Origin of the sequence: Paraburkholderia nodosa DSM 21604, from assembly GCF_000519185.1 — a bacterium.
Taxonomy (GTDB): domain Bacteria; phylum Pseudomonadota; class Gammaproteobacteria; order Burkholderiales; family Burkholderiaceae; genus Paraburkholderia; species Paraburkholderia nodosa.
The window spans coordinates 1-20,724 of record NZ_JAFA01000065.1; the positions used below are offsets into that span (position 1 = coordinate 1).

Annotated in this window: 19 protein-coding genes; 6 read left to right on the forward strand and 13 right to left on the reverse strand. The window is 61.7% G+C overall.

The genetic code is table 11. The features are described 5' to 3' along the window. The first annotated feature begins 64 nt into the window (after positions 1-64). On the forward strand, positions 65-1,510 hold the full coding sequence (locus A3CW_RS0141505; protein ID WP_028202163.1) for an IS1182 family transposase: 1,446 nt from the start codon (positions 65-67) through the stop codon (positions 1,508-1,510). 85 nt (positions 1,511-1,595) lie between these two features. Here the strand turns inward: A3CW_RS0141505 and A3CW_RS0141510 are convergent, their stop codons facing one another. Further along, positions 1,596-2,732, reverse strand: coding sequence for a tyrosine-type recombinase/integrase (locus tag A3CW_RS0141510; protein WP_028208780.1), 1,137 nt, complete (start codon positions 2,730-2,732; stop codon positions 1,596-1,598). Between the two features lie 310 nt (positions 2,733-3,042). Here A3CW_RS0141510 and A3CW_RS54505 point away from each other — a divergent pair, with 310 nt between their 5' ends. The 5 genes from A3CW_RS54505 to A3CW_RS0141535 all read left to right on the forward strand — a co-directional run bounded on the left by A3CW_RS54505 (position 3,043) and on the right by A3CW_RS0141535 (position 8,342). Beyond that, the gene (locus A3CW_RS54505) at positions 3,043-3,258 is read left to right on the forward strand and encodes a hypothetical protein (RefSeq protein WP_161782978.1); all 216 of its coding nucleotides are present in this window, start codon (positions 3,043-3,045) and stop codon (positions 3,256-3,258) included. Between the two features lie 208 nt (positions 3,259-3,466). Further along, a complete protein-coding gene (locus tag A3CW_RS49455; RefSeq protein ID WP_051482067.1) occupies positions 3,467-5,047 on the forward strand; it encodes an AMP-binding protein in 1,581 nt (526 codons plus the stop codon). A gap of 43 nt (positions 5,048-5,090) precedes the next feature. After that, positions 5,091-5,936: an enoyl-CoA hydratase/isomerase family protein gene (locus tag A3CW_RS0141525; RefSeq protein ID WP_051482068.1), complete on the forward strand. Its 846-nt coding sequence runs from the start codon at positions 5,091-5,093 to the stop codon at positions 5,934-5,936. Positions 5,937-6,008: 72 nt separating this feature from the next. Further along, complete coding sequence (locus tag A3CW_RS0141530; RefSeq protein WP_028208783.1) at positions 6,009-7,118, forward strand: CaiB/BaiF CoA transferase family protein; 1,110 nt, start codon at positions 6,009-6,011, stop codon at positions 7,116-7,118. 192 nt (positions 7,119-7,310) lie between these two features. After that, positions 7,311-8,342: an XdhC family protein gene (locus A3CW_RS0141535; RefSeq protein ID WP_028208784.1), complete on the forward strand. Its 1,032-nt coding sequence runs from the start codon at positions 7,311-7,313 to the stop codon at positions 8,340-8,342. A 20-nt stretch (positions 8,343-8,362) separates the two neighbouring features. Here the strand turns inward: A3CW_RS0141535 and A3CW_RS0141540 are convergent, their stop codons facing one another. The 12 genes from A3CW_RS0141540 to A3CW_RS0141595 form a co-directional block, all read right to left on the reverse strand. Then, positions 8,363-9,292 carry a LysR family transcriptional regulator gene (locus A3CW_RS0141540; RefSeq protein ID WP_028208785.1) on the reverse strand — a complete coding sequence of 310 codons (930 nt, stop codon included), beginning with the start codon at positions 9,290-9,292 and terminating at the stop codon, positions 8,363-8,365. Between the two features lie 125 nt (positions 9,293-9,417). Next, on the reverse strand, positions 9,418-10,983 hold the full coding sequence (locus tag A3CW_RS0141545) for a UbiD family decarboxylase (RefSeq protein ID WP_028208786.1): 1,566 nt from the start codon (positions 10,981-10,983) through the stop codon (positions 9,418-9,420). A gap of 65 nt (positions 10,984-11,048) precedes the next feature. Continuing rightward, positions 11,049-11,774: an enoyl-CoA hydratase/isomerase family protein gene (locus A3CW_RS0141550; RefSeq protein WP_028208787.1), complete on the reverse strand. Its 726-nt coding sequence runs from the start codon at positions 11,772-11,774 to the stop codon at positions 11,049-11,051. Positions 11,775-11,811: 37 nt separating this feature from the next. Then, positions 11,812-14,148, reverse strand: a complete 2,337-nt coding sequence (locus A3CW_RS0141555) for a xanthine dehydrogenase family protein molybdopterin-binding subunit (RefSeq protein WP_028208788.1) — start codon at positions 14,146-14,148, stop codon at positions 11,812-11,814. Continuing rightward, positions 14,145-14,654 carry a (2Fe-2S)-binding protein gene (locus tag A3CW_RS0141560; protein WP_028208789.1) on the reverse strand — a complete coding sequence of 170 codons (510 nt, stop codon included), beginning with the start codon at positions 14,652-14,654 and terminating at the stop codon, positions 14,145-14,147. The genes A3CW_RS0141555 and A3CW_RS0141560 overlap by 4 nt, the downstream gene beginning before the upstream one ends. Before the next feature lie 41 nt (positions 14,655-14,695). Beyond that, the gene (locus A3CW_RS0141565; RefSeq protein ID WP_028208790.1) at positions 14,696-15,169 is read right to left on the reverse strand and encodes a CoxG family protein; all 474 of its coding nucleotides are present in this window, start codon (positions 15,167-15,169) and stop codon (positions 14,696-14,698) included. Positions 15,170-15,201: 32 nt separating this feature from the next. Continuing rightward, on the reverse strand, positions 15,202-16,020 hold the full coding sequence (locus tag A3CW_RS0141570; RefSeq protein ID WP_028208791.1) for an FAD binding domain-containing protein: 819 nt from the start codon (positions 16,018-16,020) through the stop codon (positions 15,202-15,204). A gap of 48 nt (positions 16,021-16,068) precedes the next feature. Beyond that, positions 16,069-16,836, reverse strand: coding sequence for an alpha/beta fold hydrolase (locus A3CW_RS0141575; RefSeq protein WP_028208792.1), 768 nt, complete (start codon positions 16,834-16,836; stop codon positions 16,069-16,071). After that, positions 16,833-18,182, reverse strand: coding sequence for a fumarylacetoacetase (gene fahA, locus A3CW_RS0141580; protein WP_028208793.1), 1,350 nt, complete (start codon positions 18,180-18,182; stop codon positions 16,833-16,835). Before fahA ends, A3CW_RS0141575 begins: the two co-directional genes overlap by 4 nt. Further along, entirely contained in the window at positions 18,179-18,712 is a 534-nt protein-coding gene (locus A3CW_RS0141585) for a VOC family protein (RefSeq protein ID WP_028208794.1), read from the reverse strand. The genes fahA and A3CW_RS0141585 overlap by 4 nt, the downstream gene beginning before the upstream one ends. A gap of 42 nt (positions 18,713-18,754) precedes the next feature. Next, positions 18,755-19,942: an FAD-dependent monooxygenase gene (locus tag A3CW_RS0141590; RefSeq protein WP_028208795.1), complete on the reverse strand. Its 1,188-nt coding sequence runs from the start codon at positions 19,940-19,942 to the stop codon at positions 18,755-18,757. Between the two features lie 183 nt (positions 19,943-20,125). After that, positions 20,126-20,704: a UbiX family flavin prenyltransferase gene (locus A3CW_RS0141595; RefSeq protein WP_028208796.1), complete on the reverse strand. Its 579-nt coding sequence runs from the start codon at positions 20,702-20,704 to the stop codon at positions 20,126-20,128. Positions 20,705-20,724: the final 20 nt, after the last annotated feature.

Consider the following 20,724-nt stretch of genomic DNA (forward strand, 5'->3'; position numbering starts at 1 on the left):
CCAGCCTGTGTGAAAACGCGTTGGTCGCCTAAACTGAATCAACGCACTGAGATCCGGGTGACTCATGAAGCGATTCGTTGAAGGCGATGACCGCAAACAGGTCGCACTACTTCCCGAATGTGTCGATGACTACATCGGCGCAGATAACCCAGTCAGAGTCATAGACGCCTTCGTCGACGAGTTGGACCTCGCGGAACTGGGCTTCACCGGCATCAAGCCGGCGACCACCGGACGTCCCTCCTATCACCCCGGTGTGATGCTCAAGATCTACATATACGGCTATCTGAACCGGATACCATCCAGTCGGCGCCTGGAGCGCGAGTGTCAGCGCAATGTCGAGCTAATGTGGCTAACAGGCCGTCTCGCTCCGGACTTCAAGACGATCGCAGATTTTCGCCGCGAGAGTGGCACAGCCATTCGCAATACATGTCGGCGTTTCGTCGAACTGTGTCGCGGACTAAAGCTGCTGTCCAGCGACATGGTGGCCATCGACGGCAGCAAGTTCAAGGCATCAAATAGCCGGGACCTGAATTACACAACGGGCAAGCTCGACAAGCGCCAGCGGCAGATCGAGGAGAGTGTGCAGCGATACCTCGACCTGATTGAAACGGCAGACAGAACCAGCGCAACAGGTTTCGCTCCAAAGACCGTTCGACTGTACGAGAAGATCGCCCGCTTGCGCCTGCAGATGCGTGAACTTGCACAGATCAGGAAGCAGCTAGAGAAACAACCGGAGAAGCAACTGTCGATGACTGATCCCGACGCGCGCTCCATGGCGACAAGCGGAAGAGGCTCCGGCATAGTGGGCTATAACGTGCAGGCGGCAGTGGATACGAAACACCATCTGATCATTGAGCACGAGGTAACCAATGTCGGAAACGACCACGGACAACTCAGCAGAATGGCGATCTCTGCAAAGCACGCGATGGGCAGATTGAAGCTGAAGGTTGTCGCTGACCGGGGGTACTTCAGCGGGCCGGAGATAAGGGCATGTGAGCTGAACGACATCCGTGCATACGTTCCCAAGCCACTCACATCGGCATCACGGAAGAAAGGTCTGTTCACCAAAGCCGACTTTGTCTATGAGGCAAGAGGCGATGTGTATCGATGTCCTGCCGGCGAGAGAGCTATCCATCGCTTCACTACCGTTGAAAATGGCCTGAATCTAAGGGTTTACTGGCCGAGTGCCTGCCCGCGTTGCCCTATGAAACGGCGATGTTCCCCCAGCGACTATCGCCGCATCCGAAGATGGGAACACGAAAATATACTGGAAGCCATGGAGCGACGGCTCGACAGGAAACCCGATGCAATGACCGTCCGTCGAAGCACGGTCGAACATGTCTTCGGTACGCTCAAGCACTGGATGGGCCCCGCACACTTCCTGACCAGAACGCTCGGGCGAGTGAGCACCGAGATGAGCCTCCACGTGTTGGCCTACAACCTGAAACGCGTCATGAACATACTTGGCGTAGCGGGAATGATGAAAGCCATGAAGTTGGCGGTAGGCTGAAGCCCCGAGGGGCGTTGTTGTACTTGCGACGTCCGATTAGCGCAAAATCGGCGTATCGAACTCGATCGATCTGATTGCCTACCGCTTACATTCGGGAAAAATTGGGGTTTCCACACACTCTGGACCCGCGTGCGCCATGCGCGCGGAACCAGCTGTTGCTTTCTTCATTTAGGCCCATTTGGGCGAAGATTGCGTTAACTGCCCCGCGTGATAGATGGGGAAGTACCTTGGCCTTCGAACTATAAAAAACGTAATCTTCAGCATTCGTTTTTTGTGAAATCGAACGAAGTACCAGCAAGCGAGCAGCCAGTTGGGCGGAGAGCGGAATGCAATGCGGCTGTTTGTTTTTCATCCGGGAAGCCGGAATGTTCCACAGTGCATTCTCGAAGTCAAATTCGCCCCAACGTGCCTGTAACGCCTCTCCGGTGCGGCATGCGGTTAGCAGGATCGTCGCCGCAAGCGTCCGCGTGACTAGCATCCTGTTCTCGTTGTCGATTCGACCGAGCAACGCACACATTTGAGAGGGCAGCAGGGCTTTATTGTGCCGGACTTTTCTGGGCTTAACAGCATCGCTCAAGGCGATCATCGTAGCGGGATTGTTTTGCGCGCGCCCCGAACTGATTGCATAGCGAAACACCTGTCCGAGCAACTGCTTGAGTTTGCCCGCAACGTACGTGCTACCGTTCTGCCGCTCGAAGCCTGTGCGAATGCTGCCGTTACCGACGCCCCTAACCAACTGGTGAACGTGCGCCGCTGTGATTTCCGCAACGGGCAGTCTGCCGATGTCGCGGCTAACGACGTATCGTTCGAGCCATGTTTTTGACTGACCGAAAGTGTAGTCAGCAACGCTGCCTCGGCGATGTTCTAACCATTCAGAGCACAACGCGCCGAGCGTTTCCACATGTGCTTGAGCGTTCATCAGCCGTTCCTTCTCGCGAGCGGCAACCGGATCTATGCCCACGGCAAGCAGTTTACGCGCCTCATATGCGAGCAAGCGAGCTTCTGCAATATTCACGTAAGGGAATAACCCGATTTTCAGCGTTCGTTGACGGCCACCGAACCGGTAGGCCATGTTCCACGTCTTGCTGCCGGCAGTTGAAACGAGCAGATACAGTCCCCCGCCGACGGAAATTTTATGGGGTCTATCGCCCGGCCGGAGTGCTTTGAGCGAGGCATCGGTCACTTTCAAAGGGCGCACATTTGTGCGTTCCATGCTGTTCATTTGAGGCTTCTCCTGGTGCAATTACGGTACACCCGGCTTCACCACGCATTGCCAACAATCTGTAGGGGAGCGCGGGGGAGCATCGGGGGCGCCAGGACCTGAGCCTTCGTTTCTCCTTACGTTGCTGGTGGGTCTTGGGGAGACTAAGGGATTGCTGTTAGCCCTGCACGCGCAGTGCGGCGGCGGCCCGAGAAATCGAGGCTCTAATCAACGCGTCGGTTGCTCAGGTCACTCAGGGGTCGAAGCTTGTTGAGGAGGCGGGAAGCACAATCGACGCCGTAGTTGCTTCCGTCAGGGAGTGGCGGACATCATGCTGGAAATATCCTCTGCGTCAGCGGAACAGAGCTCAGGAATCGGGGAGGTCAGCAAGGCGATCACCCGGATGGACGATGTCACCCAGCAGAATGCCTCGCTGGTGGAAGAAACTTCGGCTGCTGCACATTCCGTGAACGCTCAGGCAAGGTCACTGCGTGACGCGGTTGCGGTGTTCCGGATCGGATATTCCGGTGATGCCACGGAGGACTAGGACGCAGAGTCGGCTGCCTATCCACAGTGAATTGCAGTCCTTAGTTGCATAGGCCTGCGCTTGGTTGCCAGGAGGCCATGACAACCGGGGCGCCTATTCTTCCGGGTATTTTATGAACTGTGCGAGATAATTTGATTCTCGTTATATACAGCCGGATATAGCATTGCCTCCTGTTGAATGACTACGCTCTATGAAAGGAGACAGCAAGATGATGTATCTGCGAATCGGCGATATTGTCGCTCACAACGCGCGGCGCTCGCCAGACGCGGCCGCGCTCATTGAAGGCGACCGCGTTCTGGGATGGCGTGATGTTGATCGTTCCACTAATCGCATCGTGAATGCCTTGGCGTCGAACGGTTTCGGTAAGGGAAAGCGCGTCGCGACCATTGTGCGCAATGGCGCGGCGGCCGTCGAATGGATTTTCGCGCTCGCCAAAGGTGGCGTACTGGCCGTGCCGGTCAACTACGGACTCACTCCGAACGAGATCGCCGTATTGCTTGACGATTCGCGTCCCGATGCGATCGTGGTCGACGCCGAGTTTCTTCCCACGCTGGAGAGCGTGCTGACGCGCCGCGGAGTGCCCGTCATTGTGCGGGGTGATGTCACGCCGCGCGAAGGCTGGCTTAGCGAGCACGTATTGCTGGCGAACGCCTCCGAACTGGCGCCCGATGCGGGCGTCGATCCCGACGACATCCGCACGATCCGTTACACGAGCGGGACCACGGCGGCGCCGAAAGGCTGCCTTGGAACGCATCGACAGATTCTCTCGAGCATTGACAATTTCTTGCGCCAGATTCCAGTTCCGGAACGCGGCCCGTTTCTGCAAATGCTGCCGTTGTTCTCGGGCGCAGGCATCTGGATGGCGATTGCTGCGGCGTTTCATGGCCTCGCAAATGTGTTGATGCCCGAGTTCAGCCCGCGCGTCGCGCTTGAGGCGATTGCGAAGCACGGCGTCGTCCATACCTGCGGCGTGCCGACGATGCTCAGTCGACTGACCGAAGAGTTGCAAAAGGGCGGTTACGTTATCGACTCGCTGAGACTTTTCGGCTATACGGGTTCGAAAATGCCACCGGCCACCATCGCGCGTGCGCTCCAAACCTTCGCGTGCGATTTTTACCAGGGCTTCGGCGGCGGAGAGATGGGCGGTTTGGTTTCGTATCTGATGCCAGAAGATCACCGAGCCGTACTCGAAGGCGATGCCGATGCCGATGCGAAGCGTCTCGCCTCGGTTGGCCGTCCGGCTGGCTACGCGGAAATTTGCATTCGCGATTTGAAGAGCGGCGTGCCGCTGCCCGCAAACGAGCCCGGCGAAATCACCGTACGCTCAGCCAGTAACTTCTCCGGCTACCTGAATCGTCCCGAAGACACGGCCAAAACGTTGCGCGGCGAATGGGTTTACACAGGCGACGTCGGATATCTAGACAACGATGGCTATCTCTTCGCCATTGACCGCGCGAAGGACATGGTCGTGACGGGTGGCATGAACGTTTCGTCGGCGGAGGTCGAAGCAGTGCTCGCCGAGCATCCGGCCGTGAAGTCGGTGGCGGTTATCGGATTGCCGAGCGAAGAGTGGGGTGAGGCCGTGACGGCGGTCGTCGTGCTGCGCGAAGGCGGTGCGTCGACACCGACCGAGTTGATGCAGTTCGCCCGAGCACGCCTTGCGGGCTACAAGTCGCCCAAAGCCGTGCATTTCGTGGGTGAGTTTCCGCTGAACAGCGTTGGCAAGGTGCTCAAGCGCGAGTTGCGCGACCAGTTCACGACCCCGGCCGCCGCTCAATCAAATATTTGAGTAGTTTGTTTTGGATGCCTAAAGTAATCAAGGAGAAGAAGTGATGGAATGGAAGCTGAACCACTCGGCGGGCCCGCGCGGCTATCTGGTCGAAAAAGAAGAGTTCGAAACGATCAAGATTACGATGCCGGTCGAAGGCGTAGCGAAACTCACGCTCAATCGTCCTGACAAGCTCAACGCCTTCAACTCAGCGATGATCGGCGAGATCCGCGCGGCCATGTGGCGGCTCAACTATGACGACAGCGTGCGCGTGATTGTGCTGACGGGTGAGGGCCGGGGCTTTAGCGCTGGTCGCGACGTGAAGGAACTGCAGGGCGAGCGCGGCATGCCGCTGCCGCAATACCGCGCGTACGTGCGCGCGAATCATGACATGCTCGACGACCTCGAATCGATCGAGAAGCCTGTTATCGCTGCTATCAACGGCGTGTGCGCGGGCGGCGGTATTGAACTCGCTGCATCGTGTGACTTCCGTTTCGCCTCGAAGCAGGCGACGTTCTTGCTGCCCGAAATCTTCATCGGAGTGATTCCGGCGTCGGGCGCGTGCTCGCGCATGATTCAGATGATCGGCATCGAGAACGTCAAGGATCTCGTGATGACGGGCCGCACGGTCGATGCAGACGAAATCCGCAGCATGGGCTTTGTGCGCCGCGTCGTCGAGCACGATCAACTCGAATCGGAGGCGTTTGCCTTCGCTAAGCTACTGATGAAGGGTGCGCCACAAGCCGTTGGTATCGGAAAACATGTCACCAACACCTGTCAGAACGTCGATACAGAGACGGGCCGCGTGTTCGAACGCCTCGCACAGTCGTCACTGGTAGGTACCACCGATTCGACCGAAGGTGTGCGCTCGTTCCTCGAAAAGCGGCCGCCCAACTTCACTGGCCGTTGACGCCACGCCGCGAGTCGCCGTTTTTGGGCGTAGCTCGCGGTGTTTTCATTTTCCACTTTGATCGACATCCCTGTGAAGCTCTCCGGAATCCGCGTTCTCGATTTTTCCCGCTTCATGGCGGGCCCACTCGTGTCGTCAATCATGGCCGATCATGGCGCTGATGTCGTCAAGATCGAGCCGCCCGAAGGCGACCCTACGCGAAAGGGCCGCCGCACGCGATTGCAACAGCCGGCGGGCGATTCCTTCTGCGTGCTCAATCGCGGCAAGCGCAGCGTGGTGCTCGATCTGAAGCAGTCGGTCGATCGTGCACGCGCGCATGCCCTGATCCACGACGCAGACGTACTCATCGAATCGTTCAGTCCGGGCGTTACGGCGCGACTCGGCATCGATGCGCCAACGGCGCACGCCTTGAATCCGCGACTCGTCTATTGCTCGATTAGCGCCTTCGGCCAAAACGGTCCACTACGTGACGCCGCCGGTCACGATCCCGCTGTGCAGGCGCTCGCTGGCATTCTGAGTCGCGACCAAGGGGGCGCCCCCATCGTTCCGGCGGTTTCGGTGGCGTCGTGGGGAAGTGCGCTCGCGGCGCTCGCGGGTGTGACGATGGCGCTGTTCTCCGCACGCGAGACGGGGCGCGGTGACCATCTCGATCTTTCGATGCACGATGTGGCGTTGAGCGCACGGCCCGGCGCGATTTTCGATGCACTTGAGCACGATGTCGCGTCGCTCGAAGCGCCGTGCGGCCACGCTATTCTCGAACCATATGAAACCGCAGACGGACGTTGGCTTTGCGTGGGCGCGGGCGAGCCGCGCTTCGCCCGCGCGTTGCTCGATGCGCTTGGCGGGCTCGATCTCATTGATATGGCGTTGGGCTTGCCGGGCGCGGTGCAAGACCCACTGCGGGGCTTTCTCGCTAGCGCGTTTCTGCAAAAGACGCTCGACACGTGGCTCGCCTGGATGTCCGCGCGCGCGATCAGTTGTGTGCCCGTGCTCGATTACGCACAGGCGCTCAAGCATCCGCATACGAGCGCGCGCGAAATGCTGATCGCGGACTCGCTCGGCGAGCACCACCTCAACACGCCAATCCGCTTCGTGTACGAGCCAGGTCGGCCGAATTTGCACGCGCCGGAACTGGGCGAGCACACCGACGCGGTGCTCAGCGCCGGACGAGTCGCACATTGATCGGTTGTGTTGATGAATCGATAAAAATTCGCTGATTCCCCGCGCCAGGGCGCTTGTTTACACTGTTCGCACAAGCCGGCCGTGTCGTGTCCGGCATATGTGCCGCGTGTGCGTGTCGTCTTCGGAATGTTGCTGCATGTTTGCATCGCGCTCCGGCGCATGCTGACGACGCGCGGCAAGCAGGAGGCGATGATGGACAGCGTCAATCTCGAGGTGCTTCGCGCATGCGAGCAATGGATCGGGGCAGGGCACAGCGTATTGCTCGTGACTGTGGTAAAAACGTGGGGCTCGTCACCCCGACCGGAAGGTTCGATGCTCGTCGTGCGCGACGATGGCGTAGTAAGCGGTTCCGTGTCGGGCGGTTGCATCGAAGACGACCTGATCGAGCGCGTACGCCGGTACGGCGTAGTTCAGACGCGGCCAGAATCGATGCGTTACGGTATCAGCGCGGACGAGGCGCATCGTTTCGGCCTGCCATGTGGCGGCACGATTGAACTCGTGCTCGAACCGATGGTCGATGCCGAAGACGCCATTGGCATTGCCGCATTGCGCCAGCGCGTGGAGGCTGGTGAACTAGTCGCGCGCACGCTTCACATGGAGAGTGGCAGGGCCACACTTACGGCTGCCAGCGCGACCGAAGGCGTGATTTTTGACGGCAAACGCTTCGTCACGATTCACGGCCCGCGCTATCGCATGCTCGTCATCGGCGCCGGGCAGCTCTCGCGATATCTGTGTCAGATTGCGACTGGCCTCGACTATCACATGACGGTTTGTGATCCGCGCGAGGAGTACACGGACGTCTGGGAGGTGCCCGGCACGACGCTTGTGCGCACCATGCCTGATGATACTGTGCTCGACATGCGCCTCGACGAGCGCAGCGCTGTGATCGCTTTGACGCACGACCCGAAGCTCGACGACCTCGCGCTAATGGAAGCGCTCAAGACGCCCGCATTCTACGTGGGTGCGCTCGGCTCGCGGCGTAACAACGCAGCGCGGCGCGAGCGTTTGCGTGAGTTCGATCTTTCTGATGCCCAGCTGGGGCGGCTGCACGGCCCGGTCGGGATCTATATCGGTAGCCGTACGCCGCCGGAAATTGCAATCTCGATCCTTGCCGAAGTGACGGCCGCGAAGAACGGCGTCTCGTTGCCGACCATACTGCAAGTGGAAGGCGCGAAGGCCGCGCGCGAGATCGCTGCTTCGGCCGAGCCGCTTTGCTTCGCGTGAAGCACTGGAGAGTGCGTGGCTTAGTCTTCGTCCTCGTCGATGTCAATGAGGCCCATCGGATCTCCCTTCGCGGCCTCGGTGAACAGCGCGGTGAATTGGTCTAGCGTGGCCATCGTGTCGCGTCCCGTGCGCGTAATGCGATAGAACGAGAGCGGTACTTCGGGGCGCAGCGCGTCAATGCGCACACGATAGCGGTAGCAGATGTGCTCGCAGAACTGCGGCATGACTGCCGTGCCAAGTCCTTCCTGCGCCATTGCGATGGCGGTCTGTAGATGACCGACGACGATGCGACGGCTCACGGTCACATCTTCCTTCGACAGCGTTGCCTCGATCAGCCGTTGCAGCGGATTGTCCTTCGGCAGTGTGATGAGTGACTGGTTTTCGAGCGCCGTCCAGCGAATTCCCGAGCCTCGACGCGGCGCGCCTTCGTCAGAACTCGAGACGGCTACGAGTCGCGTGGGAAAGAGCGGTACGCGGTCGATGCCCGAAAGCTGGGAGAAGAAAACGCCGAACGCGGCGTCAAGATGGCCTTCCTCAACCATCTGAAGGAGCTCGGTCGGGTTGCGGTCCACGAGTTCGATGTGCGAGGCCGGATAGACCTGCGCAAAGCGCGTGAGCACGGGCGGCATGAGGCTCGCGGCGATCATCGGCGTGCAGCCGATCAGCAGCGACGACTGCTTTTGGCGGCCGAGTTCGTTGAGCTCGATCACCGACTTTTCTAGCGTCTCGACGATTGCCATGGCCGTGGGGTAGAACACGCGCCCGGCATCGGTGAGCGAGACAGTGCGTGTAGTTCGTTCCAGCAGCCGGCAATTCAGTTGCGTTTCCAGTTCTCGGATGATCGCGGACAACGCTGCCTGGCTCAGATGCATGCTTTGCGCGGTCTTCGTGAAGCTCGATGCGTTCGCGACGCCGAGGAAAACCTTGAGTTGTTTTAGGGACAGATTCATCGACGACGGCTCTACGTAGATCAGACTTGAGTTCGGGCTTGGCGCAAGCCCGATTCTATCCCGTCTGTCGCAGCGGCTGCTGCACGTCCGGGCATGTGCGGTAGCCGCTAGCGCGTGAGATGGCGTCACGCGAACGCGTATCGGCCTTCTTCGTCGCGCTTGATCACGCGCTGTTGCGCCACGTCTTCGAGCCAGCGCACGACTTCCCGCCCGTCGCGCGTGCCAGTGGCCGCCATCAGTTCCGAGAAGCGCTTCGGCCCATGTTCCAGGGCGGCGTCAAGCGAGTCGAAGCGCGCGCCGCGATACGCCGGCGGCGTCGGCACGCGATGCTCGAGATCGCGCTCAGCGCCGGGAGCGAGCAGTGGCAGGGTGAGGTCGAAGCCAGCCTTCGCCGTTTTCGCCGCGCCAAGCAGTGAAGGGTCCAGAGGCATCGCGCGCAGGCTGTCCTGAAGGACGAGGTCGCGATCGGCCTGGAATCGCGTGGCGAGCGCCCAGTCCATCTGCTCGTCGGAAAAGACATCGATGTCGGGGTCGACGACGAAGACGTGCTTGACGTTCGCGAGCGAGGCGAACACGGCTGCAATCGCGTTGCGAGCCTCGCCTGGTACGCGCTGTTGCATGGCGATGCGCACGTTGAACATGCCGCCCGTGGCTGGGTTCGCGTAGACGGCCTTCACCTCGCGCACGGCCGTTTCCAGCGCCCGCCACACAGTTACTTCGGTGCGCAGCGCGGCGAGTTGCGCAGTGTCGGTGCGCGCCATCGAGCGGCCACCGATCGTGCAGGTCTGGAACACTGCGTCGCGCCGGTGGGTGATCGCTGTCAGATGGAATACCGGGTTAGTTTTCACGCCACCGTAGTAGCCGAGAAATTCGCCGTAGGGGCCTTCGGGTTCGGCGTGGCCGCGCTCGTCTAGATAGCCTTCGAGGATGAATTCGGCGTCGGCGGGCGCAAGCAGGTCGTTCGTCACGCACTTGACCACGCCCATCGCTTCGCCACGCAGCGCCGCGACCAGCTCAAGCTCATCGGCGGGAATGCGCATGGTGGCGCCAACATGGTCGATCGGATGTGTGCCGACCGCGAACGCAATCGGAGTACGCACGCCGCGCTTCGCGTGTCCGATTGCAATCGCGCGCAGGTCTGAAGGCGCGACAAGGTCGATGCCAGCCGTGCGGCGACCGCGCAGCATCAGACGGCGAATGCCGACGTTGGTCCAGCCCGTGTCGGGATCGACGGCGAAGTCGATAGATGCGGAGATATACGGCGCGCCGTCCAGATCATGCTGAAGATGCACGGGCAGGGCGGTGAAGTCACATTCGTCGCCGGTCAGGACGACTTGCTGCACGGGCGCTTCCTCGCGGCTCACCTCAACGAGCTTGCCTTTCACGCGCAACCGTTCACGCACGGTATCGAGCAGTCCCTGCGGCGTGGTGTTGAAGGCGAGGGCAAGCCGCGAGCGGCTCGCGGCGACACTGCCGGCGAGTGAGGTCGAGCCACCGGACGGGCGCGCGAACCACACAGCGCGCGGGTTGCCTTCCATGATCGCGGCGACGTCAGCGAGTTCGACGGATTCTTCGTGGCGTTCAAGCTCGGTTTCATCGAGCGATTCGAGGAAGCGGCGCAGGCGGAAGCGCTCGAGGTCGGGCGTGCTTGCGCCGTCGGCGGTGGTGGGAATAGCGGTCTTGGGTTTCAATCTGGGTTCCTCGCGCATCGGGCTGCGCAGTTTTTATCAAGCAGGAAGCGGTGCGCCGGACGACGTCAGAAGCGTGCGGAAAGTGCCGTGGCCGCAAGATGCGCAGCGAAGCCGCTCGCCCCGCTGGCCGGCATTTCGGGTGCGAGATGCAGAAACTGCTTGACCGCGCGCAGTGTGACCGCGCTGCAACCAAGCAGCATTTCAGCGAGCGCGTCCGCTTCGGCGTTCAGGCTATTGGCGGGCACGACCTGGCTTATCAGTCCGGCGTGCAACGCCTCGCTCGCGCAAAGCTTCACGCGGCTCAGGACCATATGCGCGACGGTCTTCACCGGCACGCGGCCGATCAGCGCCGACATCACGAGCGTCGGCGGAATATCGCGTTCCATTTCGTGAATCTGGAACACGGCATCGTCGGATGCGAGTGCGATATCGCACACACCTGCGAGCGCACAGCCCACGCCGAGCGCCTCACCGCGCACGACCGAGACTACGGGCACCCGTACGGCCTTGAGCGCGTCATAGAGCGCGAGCGGGGGCGCGGTGACCACGCGGCGCAGCGTTTCGGCAGACGGCTTCGCGTCCTTCGGCGGCATCGGTGACTGGCGGCCCTTGCAGAAGTCGGGGCCGCTCGACAGGATACGCACGAGTTTTACGTCGTCGTCGAGCGTGCTGACGGCTTCGATAATCGCTTCGCTCATTGCCGCGTCGATAAGGTTGCCGTTCTCGGGGCGATTGAGCTCGATGTCAACGAGCGGGCCGTTGCGTTCAATCAAAACGTGAGGGCCGGACATGCTTGTCTCCTTCATTAGGGCGTGTTTGTGCAATTGTTCAAACCGCGTCGCGGTGGATGTATTCCCACACCACCTTCGGCGTGGCAGGCATTGCAAGTTCGTCTGTGCCGAATTCCTTGAGCGCGTCGGCGAGTGCGTTGAAGATCGTCGCCGTGGCCGGCGTGATGCCGCTCTCGCCGCCGCCCTTCACGCGAAGTGGGTTGCCGTGCGTGGGGTCTTCGGTGAGTTCGAGGTTGAGCGTCGGGATGACGCCTGCGCGAGGCATGCCGTAGTCCATGTACGAGCCGGTCAGCACCTGGCCAGTGTCGCGATCGAGATAGCAGGTTTCTGAAAGCGCCTGGCCGATGCCCTGCGCGAGACCACCGTGCACTTGGCCTTCGACGATGAGCGGATTGATCGGCTGGCCAACGTCGTCGACCGACGTGTAATTCACGAGCTGCACCATGCCGGTGTCCGGATCGACTTCGAGCTCGCAGATCGCGGCGCCGGTCGGGTGCGCGGGTACGCGCGTGTTGACCTCAGCTTCGGCATACAGCTTGCGCTTCGCTGGGTCACCCGGCAGGCCGTCGCTCGCGACATGCGCGGCAATTTCGAACAGTCCGATGCGACGGCCCGAGCCCGAGTCGGCGAACTCGCCATTCGCGAACGTCACGCGCTCCGGCGACACCTCGAACAGCGAGGCCGCTACCTGCTTGCCGGTCGCGACAATCCGCGCGGCCGTATCGACGAGCAACATCCCGCCGAGACGCATCGAGCGATCCGAGTGACTGCCGCCGCCAACGCTGACGAACGCGGTGTCGCCGGTGCGCAGCGTGATCGAGGCAATCGTCACGCCGAGTTGTTGTGCGATGACCTGCGCGAACGTCGTTTCATGGCCCTGGCCGGTGGACTGCGTGCCGGACACGATATCGACGCGGCCTTCCGGCAACACTGTCAATTCGATGCGCTCGCGCGGTGCGCCGACCGGCGACTCGATGTAGTTCGCCACGCCAATGCCACGCAGCTTCCCCTTCGCACGCGAGGCAGCGCGGCGTTCTTCGAAGCTATCCCACTGCGCGAGTTCGAGTGCGCGAGCCATGTTCCGCGCGAACTTGCCGCTGTCGTACGTGAGGCCCATCGGGCTGCGATACGGCAGCTTCTCGCGGGCGACGATATTGCGGCGGCGGATTTCCGCGCGGTCGAGGTCGAGTTCCGCCGCCGCGAGGTCAAGCATCCGCTCCATCACGTGATGCGCTTCCGGGCGGCCTGCGCCGCGATACGGCGCGGTCGACACCGTGTTTGTCAGGACCGCGCTGATGTGAACGGCGGCAACGGGCACGTCGTAGACGGTCGTCATGATCCGTGTGCCGTTCGACATGGGCACGTACGACACGGTATGGGCGCCGACGTTGCCGATCCATTCGTTGTCGATGGCAAGAATGCGGCCGTCCTTCGAGAAGCCGAACGTCGCGCGGATGATCTGGTCGCGGCCCTGATAGTCGGACAGAAACGCCTCGCTGCGGTCGCTCGTCCATTTGACGGCGCGGCCCAGGCGCCGCGCGGCCCACACGACAGCGAGCTGCTCGACGTAGATGAACGAACGCGGACCGAAGCCGCCGCCCGTGTCGGGGCAAACCACACGCACCTGCGACGGCGGTACCTTCAAGGCACCGGCGAGGCACAGCTTCTGGCGCACCGCACCTTGGCTGCCCGAAATCAGCGTGTAGACGCCGGTTGCTTCGTCATAGGCGCCGATCGCGCTGCGCGGCTCCATCTGGCAGTTCACGACGCGACTGTGATGAAACTCGCGTTGCAGCACGAGCGGTGCGTCCGAGATGATCCGTCGCGCCGCGTCGCGGTCGCCGATTTGCGCCTGGAAGCAAAGATTGTCCGCCGCGCCGTCCCACAGTTGCGGCGCGCCGTCTTGCATCGCGTCGGCCGCGTTGACCACGGCGTCGAGTTCTTCGTAATCGACCTCAATCATTTCCGTCGCGTTGCGGGCGGCGAGCGGCGTTTCAGCGATAACCATCGCAATCGGCTCGCCCACGTAGCGCACACGATCGATTGGCAGAGGGATATGCAGCTGATTGAAGATCTGACCAGTGAGCGACGTGAGGAAGGCTTTCTTCGTCGCGTCGACGGCATCGACGGGGTTCGGCACGTGATCGACGCCGAGGTAGCCGTCGTCGAGGTAGTCCTGGCCGACAAGCACGGCAATGACGCCCGGCGCTTCGCGCGCAGCCGATATATCGACTGAGCACAGCGCGGCGTGCGCGTGCGGTGAACGCAAAAAGGCCGCGTGAAGCTGCCCTTCGAGACGCAAATCGTCGGTGTATTGCCCGTTGCCGGTTACGAAGCGTCGATCCTCGACGCGGGGAAGCGGTTGGCCAATCATGACTGCGTGCCCTCCGTCGTGGCATCGGCGAGCGCCGGATACATCTCGTGCGCCGCGTGGCGGACCGCTTCAATGATGTTCACGTAGCCCGTGCACCGGCAGATGTTGCCTTCGAGCGCGTGGCAGATGTTGGCTTCATCGAGGCTAGGTTCTTTACGCAGGTAGAAGTCGACCGACATGATCATGCCGGGCGTACAGAACCCGCACTGCAGGCCGTGGCACTGTACGAACGCGTTTTGCACCGGATGCAGCGGCGCGTCTGCGTTCTCACGCAGCCCTTCGACAGTAGTGACAACGCCGCCGCTCGCCTGAGCGGCGAGCACCGTACACGACTTCACCGACACGCCGTCAAGATTGACTGTGCATGCTCCGCACTGGCTCGTGTCGCAGCCGACGTGCGTGCCGGTCAGGCGCAGCGTTTCGCGCAAGAATTCGACGAGCAGTGTCTGATCGGGCACAACGTGCCGCACCTCGACGCCGTTCACCTGCAATTGGACTTCAGCCATGATTCACCTTTTGTTGCTGGTTCGATCGTCTAACTGCGCGCTTACTTCGAAGCGACAGCGTCCGCGTTCGCCGGGTCGCTCATCGTCGCGTTAAAGCGCGTGAAGAACTCCGCCGCGAGTTTGTTTGCCACAGACGTGACGAGGCGCGAACCGATCTGTGCGAGCTTGCCGCCGACCTGTGCGTCGGCCACATAGGTGAGTTGTGTGCCGCCGTCTTCGGCATCCGTGAGCGTGACTGTCGCGGTCATCTTGCCGAAGCCGGCGATGCCGCCTTCGCCCTGGCCCAGGATCTTGTAACCGTTCGGGCCGTCGCGATCCGAGATCACGAGCGTGCCCTTGAAGCGCGCCTTCACAGGGCCGACCTTCGCAACCACCACGGCTTTGAAGTCGTCGTCGCTTTCGCCGATGAACTCTTCGCAACCCGGCACGCACGCCTGCAGCACTGCTGGATCATTCAAGCCCCTCCATACCTGCTCACGCGTGGCGGCGATAGTCTGCGATCCGGTGAACTCCATTCTTGTGTCTCCTGAAAACGGTTGAAACAGGTTTAAGCGTGCTGGCGCAGCGGCTGCGCCAGCAGAGCCTGCAACGAGCGTTGCGTGTAGGTTTCGATTAGGTGTGCGCGATAGGCGGCCGAGCCGTTGTCGTCTTCGGGCAGTGCCGCCTGGTCAACCTTGAGGTCCGCGAGTGCAGCTTCTGAGAGGTCACTGGCAAGCGCGGCTTCGGCGTCGAACCAGCGGAACACTGACGCTCCCGCGCCGGTTACCGCCACGCGAATCGCATCGACGAACTGCGCGATGAACACACCGACTACGGCATAGCCCGAAGCAGGTTGCCGGAACTTGGCATAGGCCGCACGCAGGGGGATTGGATATTCGAAGCCGATAACGAGTTCGTCCGGTTCGAGGGCCGTTTCGAACGTATCGACGAAATAGTCATCTGCTGCGATGCGCCGTTGCGAGGTGATGACCTGCGCGTCAAGCGCAAGCACTGCACTTGGGTAGTCAGCGGCGGGATCGTTGTTCGCGACAGAGCCGCCCATCGTCCCGCGATTGCGTACCTGCGGATCGGCGATTACGTTGGCGAGTTGCGCGAGCGCGGGAATTGCCGCAGCGACGATGGGCGAAGCCGCGACTTCCGCGTGCTTCGTGAGTGCGCCCACGCGTAGCACACCGCCTTCGACGCTCACGCCGCGCATCGTCTCGATGCGCGTGAGATCGATCAGATGTGACGGTGCTGCGAGTCGTTGCTTTAGCGTGGGAATCAGCGTCATGCCGCCCGAGAGCGGCCGGGCGTCCTCGTGCTCGCGCAGCCACGCGAGCGCGTCCTCGAGCGCTGATGCCCGAAGGTAGGTGGTCTCGTACATGTCGTCTCCTGCCGCCGTGCGCGCCGTTCTCGGCGCGCACGGCATTCGTCAGGCTTCTTTCAGCCAGTTTTCCAGCGCCGTCGCGAGGGCAACCGGCACTTCGTACATCGGGTAGTGCCCTGCGTTCGCGACCGTTTCCAGCGTCGCGTTCGCATACCACGCGAGCCAGGTGCGGCTCATGAGATCGGCGGTGATGGTTGGGTCGTGTTCGCCAATGAAGAGCTTCACCGGTGTGGCGTTGCCCATGACCTGCGCCGAGAAGTCGTTCGCGGCCCAGTCAGGCAGAAAACCCGCGAAGGCTTCGGCGCGCGAGAGCCGTTGCGACTCGTGAGCCATATGCGCACTCCAGCGGGGCGCGAGACGATTGCCGGTCGAAAACGCGATGATTGCGGCACGTCGCTCTACGTCGTCCACGGTGGCGCGAAACGCGGCGAGGCGCGTCTCGTCCATGCGTGAGCCGCATGCGGGCACAGCACACACGCCGGCCATGCGCTCGATTCGTTCAGGTGCAGCGAGCATCACACGTTGAATGGCAACGCCGCCCATGGAATGACCAATCAGGCTGAACTTGTCCCAGCCGAGGTGATCGGCGAGGGCGAGCACGTCCTGCGCCGCTTCTTCGAACGTGAAAGCCCCAACGCGGTCGCGCGAACGGCCATAGCCCCGATAGTCGAAGAACACGTAGGTGAACGCTTCGGTGTCGAGCGCAGGAATGAGCCCGCCCCAGTCATCGGCGCTGCCGAACCAGCCGCTCATCGCCAGCACTTTGCGCGGGCCGTGGCCAACCTCTATGTAACCGTTGAGTGCTTGCGTCATGCTGCCACCTCCGTTTCGCTGGGCGCGAATACGAGCGCCGGTGCGATGCGTCCGCGACATTCGCCGAAACCGATAGACACCGCGCCTGCTTTCGTCGCACGTGCGGTCAGAACGATTTCGTCGCCATCCTCGAGTGCAGTACGCGTTTCGCCATTGGGTAAGCGCAACGGGTCGCGTCCCGCATTCGTCAACTCGGTGATGCAAGCGCGCGCAGCATCTTCCGCGCCGGAAATCGTGCCACTGCCGAGCAAGTCGCCGGTGCGCAGATTGCAGCCGTTGCTTGTGTGATGCGCGACCATTTGGGCGAACGTCCAGTAAAGATTGTCCAGATGCGTGTACGTGATACGTGTGGCTTCGGCTCCACTGTCGCGCAGTTGCTGCGTCGAGAGATGCGCGTAAAGATCCAGATGGAGCCCGCCTTCCTGTTGATCACGTGCACCGTGCAGATGGGCCATGAGAGGCGGATCATTCTCCGCGCGCGCAACGGGCGCCTTGCGGAACGGCGCGAGCGCCTCTGATGTAACGATCCATGGCGACAAGCTCGAATGAAAGCTCTTGCCGAGAAACGGCCCGAGCACCTGTTCAAACCACTGGATGCTCTTCGCAGACCAGTCATTGAGCAGCGAGTAACCGAAGATGTGCGCGTGCGCGGCATCGACGGCTATCGGTTGCGTGAGGGCGTTGCCTTTGCCGATCCACGCCGCCAATTCCAGTTCGAAATCAAGCGCGGGGGCGGGGCCGAACACAACCTGGCCATTCGAGTCGCGATACTGGCCGTGCGGCCGGCACACCTCGCCGCCGCTCACGCGCAGCGACGACGCGCGGCCGTGATACGCGATCGGCAGCGACTTGAACGCGGGTGGCAGCGGATCGGCGAGACCCTTGTAGCGGCCGTGCCGTTCGGTGTGATGCAGCGACGTGAGGAAGTCGGTGTAGTCGCCGACTTCGCAGGGCAAACGCAGCTCGAGCTTGTCGATGCGTGGCAGCAGCTCGCCAGCGTGCTGTTGCATGCGCGCGCGTTGCGGCGCATCGCTCTTGAGCAGGTCGGAGAGCGCGGCGCGCAAAGCGCTCGCATAGCGTGGCGGCATCGGCATCAGGCGATTGAGCGCGCCGTCGGCCGCTTCGCACGCGTACGCCGCGTCGCTCCCCGGCGTGAGCAGGCCAGTGTCGAGCAGCTCTCGCAAGTCCAGGACGTGTTCGCCGATCGCGACGCCCGTGCGAACGACGCCATCGCGCTCGAACGAGCCGAACGGCAGGTTCTGGATCGGGAAGTCCGTTTCGGGGCGGTTTGCCGATTCAATCCAGCTACGGCGTGCAGGGTCGTGTGTAGGGTTAAGCGCGTTCATGCGGTGGGCGTCTCCGGTACGGCCTTCACTCGCTCTTTAGTCCAAGCTTCGAGTGCGGGACGTGCCTGCTTCTTGTACGTTTCGAGCGTTTCCGCAGGCGCGACGGGAACCGTCAGTTCGAGCCGGAAGCCGTTGGGGTCGAAGAAGTAGATGGAGCGCACGAAGTGGTGGTCGGTCACACCGAGCACTTCGATGCCGTGATCGACCAGGCGCTGCTTCATCGTTTCGAGTTCGTCGAGCGTGGCAAGGCGCAGCGCGATGTGATTGACCCACGGCGGGGTGTTCGGTGACGGCTCAGCGGCCGTGTCATCGCCGAGGTCGAAGAAGGCAATGTTCGAGCCGTCAGCCATTTCGAAGAACAGGTGGACGTACGGGCAGTATTCGCCTGTGCTAGGCACCCGGTCGAGCCGGATCAGATGAACCAGCGGCAGGCCGAGAATGTCCTCGTAGAAGTGGCGTGTTTCTTCGGCATTGCGGCAACGCCATGCGAAGTGGTGCAGGCCGAGCACCGGCGGCAGGGATTCGGGCATGCTGTGTCTCCTTGATGCGCAGGAAGTGTTGGGGTGCGCGCTTTAGACTTCGACGGCGTCAACGTCGTACTCGAACAGCCAGTTGTAGCGTTCCTTCACGCGCTCCTCGCTCCACTCGCGATCAACGTACTCGGCTGCGCCTTCGGCGTGCGCGAGCGCGGGATTGTGGAAGCGTTTCGTATTGGCAGCCGAGCCACGCACGATGCGTGAGGTACGTTCGAGGCGCAGCGATTCGTAGCGCTCGAGCGCGCGCGGGAGGTTGTCCTGGTAACGCGAGAGACAGCGTGCGATCAGATAGCCGTCTTCGAGCGCCATGCCCGCGCCTTGCGCGAGGAAAGGGAGCGTGGGGTGGCAGGCGTCGCCGAGCAACGTGGCGTTTCCAGATGTCCAGCGTGTCATCGGCTCGCGAATCATGAGAGCCCATTTGTACGGCACGTCGATGGCGGAGATCATCGTGCGCACATCTTCGTGCCAGCCTGAGAAATCGGCGAGGCATTCTTCAATCGTCCCGCGCTCGGACCAGGACTCGACCTGCCAGCCGTCGCGCTCGACCGCGCCGACAAAATTGATGAGCTTGTTACCGCGCAGCGGATAGTGGATGACGTGCGCGCCCGGGCCGACCCAATTTGTGCCGTACGGCGTTCGCAGATGTTCGGGCAGTTTCGTCGCATCGATTACGCCGCGCCAGGCCATGACGCCAGAATAGACGGGCTCATCTGCGCCGAAGAGCGCGCGGCGCACGCGCGAGTGCACGCCGTCCGCGCCAATGAGCAGGTCAGCCTCGAACACGGCGCCGGAAACGGTTTGCACTTCGACCTTGCCGTCTTTCTGCGTGATCGACTCAACCTTGTGATCCAGCTTAATGGCGTCGGCACTGAAGGCGCGCACGGCATCGACAAGCGCTTCATGGAGGTCCGCGCGGTGAACGGTCATGTACGGAAAGCCGTACACTTCGCGCGACGCCGCGCCGAGGTCGAAGAGCGGCCAGGTCTGACCGCTGTTCCAGAGGCGCACGCGCTTGCCAGGCGGCTCGCATGCGAGGCCTTCGAGGCGCTCGCCGACGCCGATCTGATACAGCACGCGCGTGGCGTTCGGGCTCAGCTGCACGCCGGCGCCGATTTCCCCTAACGCCTTGGCCTGTTCAAGGATGGTGACGTCGAAGCCCTTTCGCAACAACGCGGCACCTGCCGTCAGGCCGCCGATTCCGGCCCCTGCAATGACGATCTTCATTCGACCTTTCAACCTCTTCGGTAATGACGTTTCTCTTATCGAGAAGATTTATCAATCCATCGATAAATCTTTTAAATAGGGTTCTGTTTTAAAACGGAACCACTTTAAATGAACGTCAACCGCCAAAGAAGCAAAAGAATTCGAACGTCCTATCAGTATATTTTGTTAATGCTTGGATAAATCTCACATGCCCCAGCGATGCACGACCGAACTCTCGATGCCGAAGAGGTCGAGCACGCGGCCCAACGTGTGATCCACCATCTCGTCGAGCGACTCCGGGTTCGCGTAGAATGCCGGCACCGGCGGGTAGACGATTGCACCGGCTTCGGTCACGCTGGTCATGCTGCGCAAGTGGCCGAGGTGTAGCGGGGTTTCGCGCACCATTAGCACCAGGCGACGGCGCTCCTTGAGAGTGACGTCCGCTGCGCGCGAGAGCAGGCCGCTGGTCACACCTGTGGCAATTTCCGAGAGCGTGCGGATCGAACAAGGTGCCACGATCATGCCCATAACGGGGAACGATCCACTTGAAATGGCCGCACCGATGTCCGTGTTCGGATAGGTAACGGTTGCGAGTGCACGGACGTCAGCGACGCTGTATGGCGATTCGTGTGCGAGCGTGACCTGAGCGGAGCGGCTCATCACTAGATGCGACTCGATGTCGAGCTGCCTGAGCAACTGTAGCAGCCTGACACCGTAGACAACGCCGGAAGCGCCGCTGATGCCCACGATCATACGACGGGGCGGTACTGCGCTGAAATGCATTCGTGCTCTCCGTTTAAACG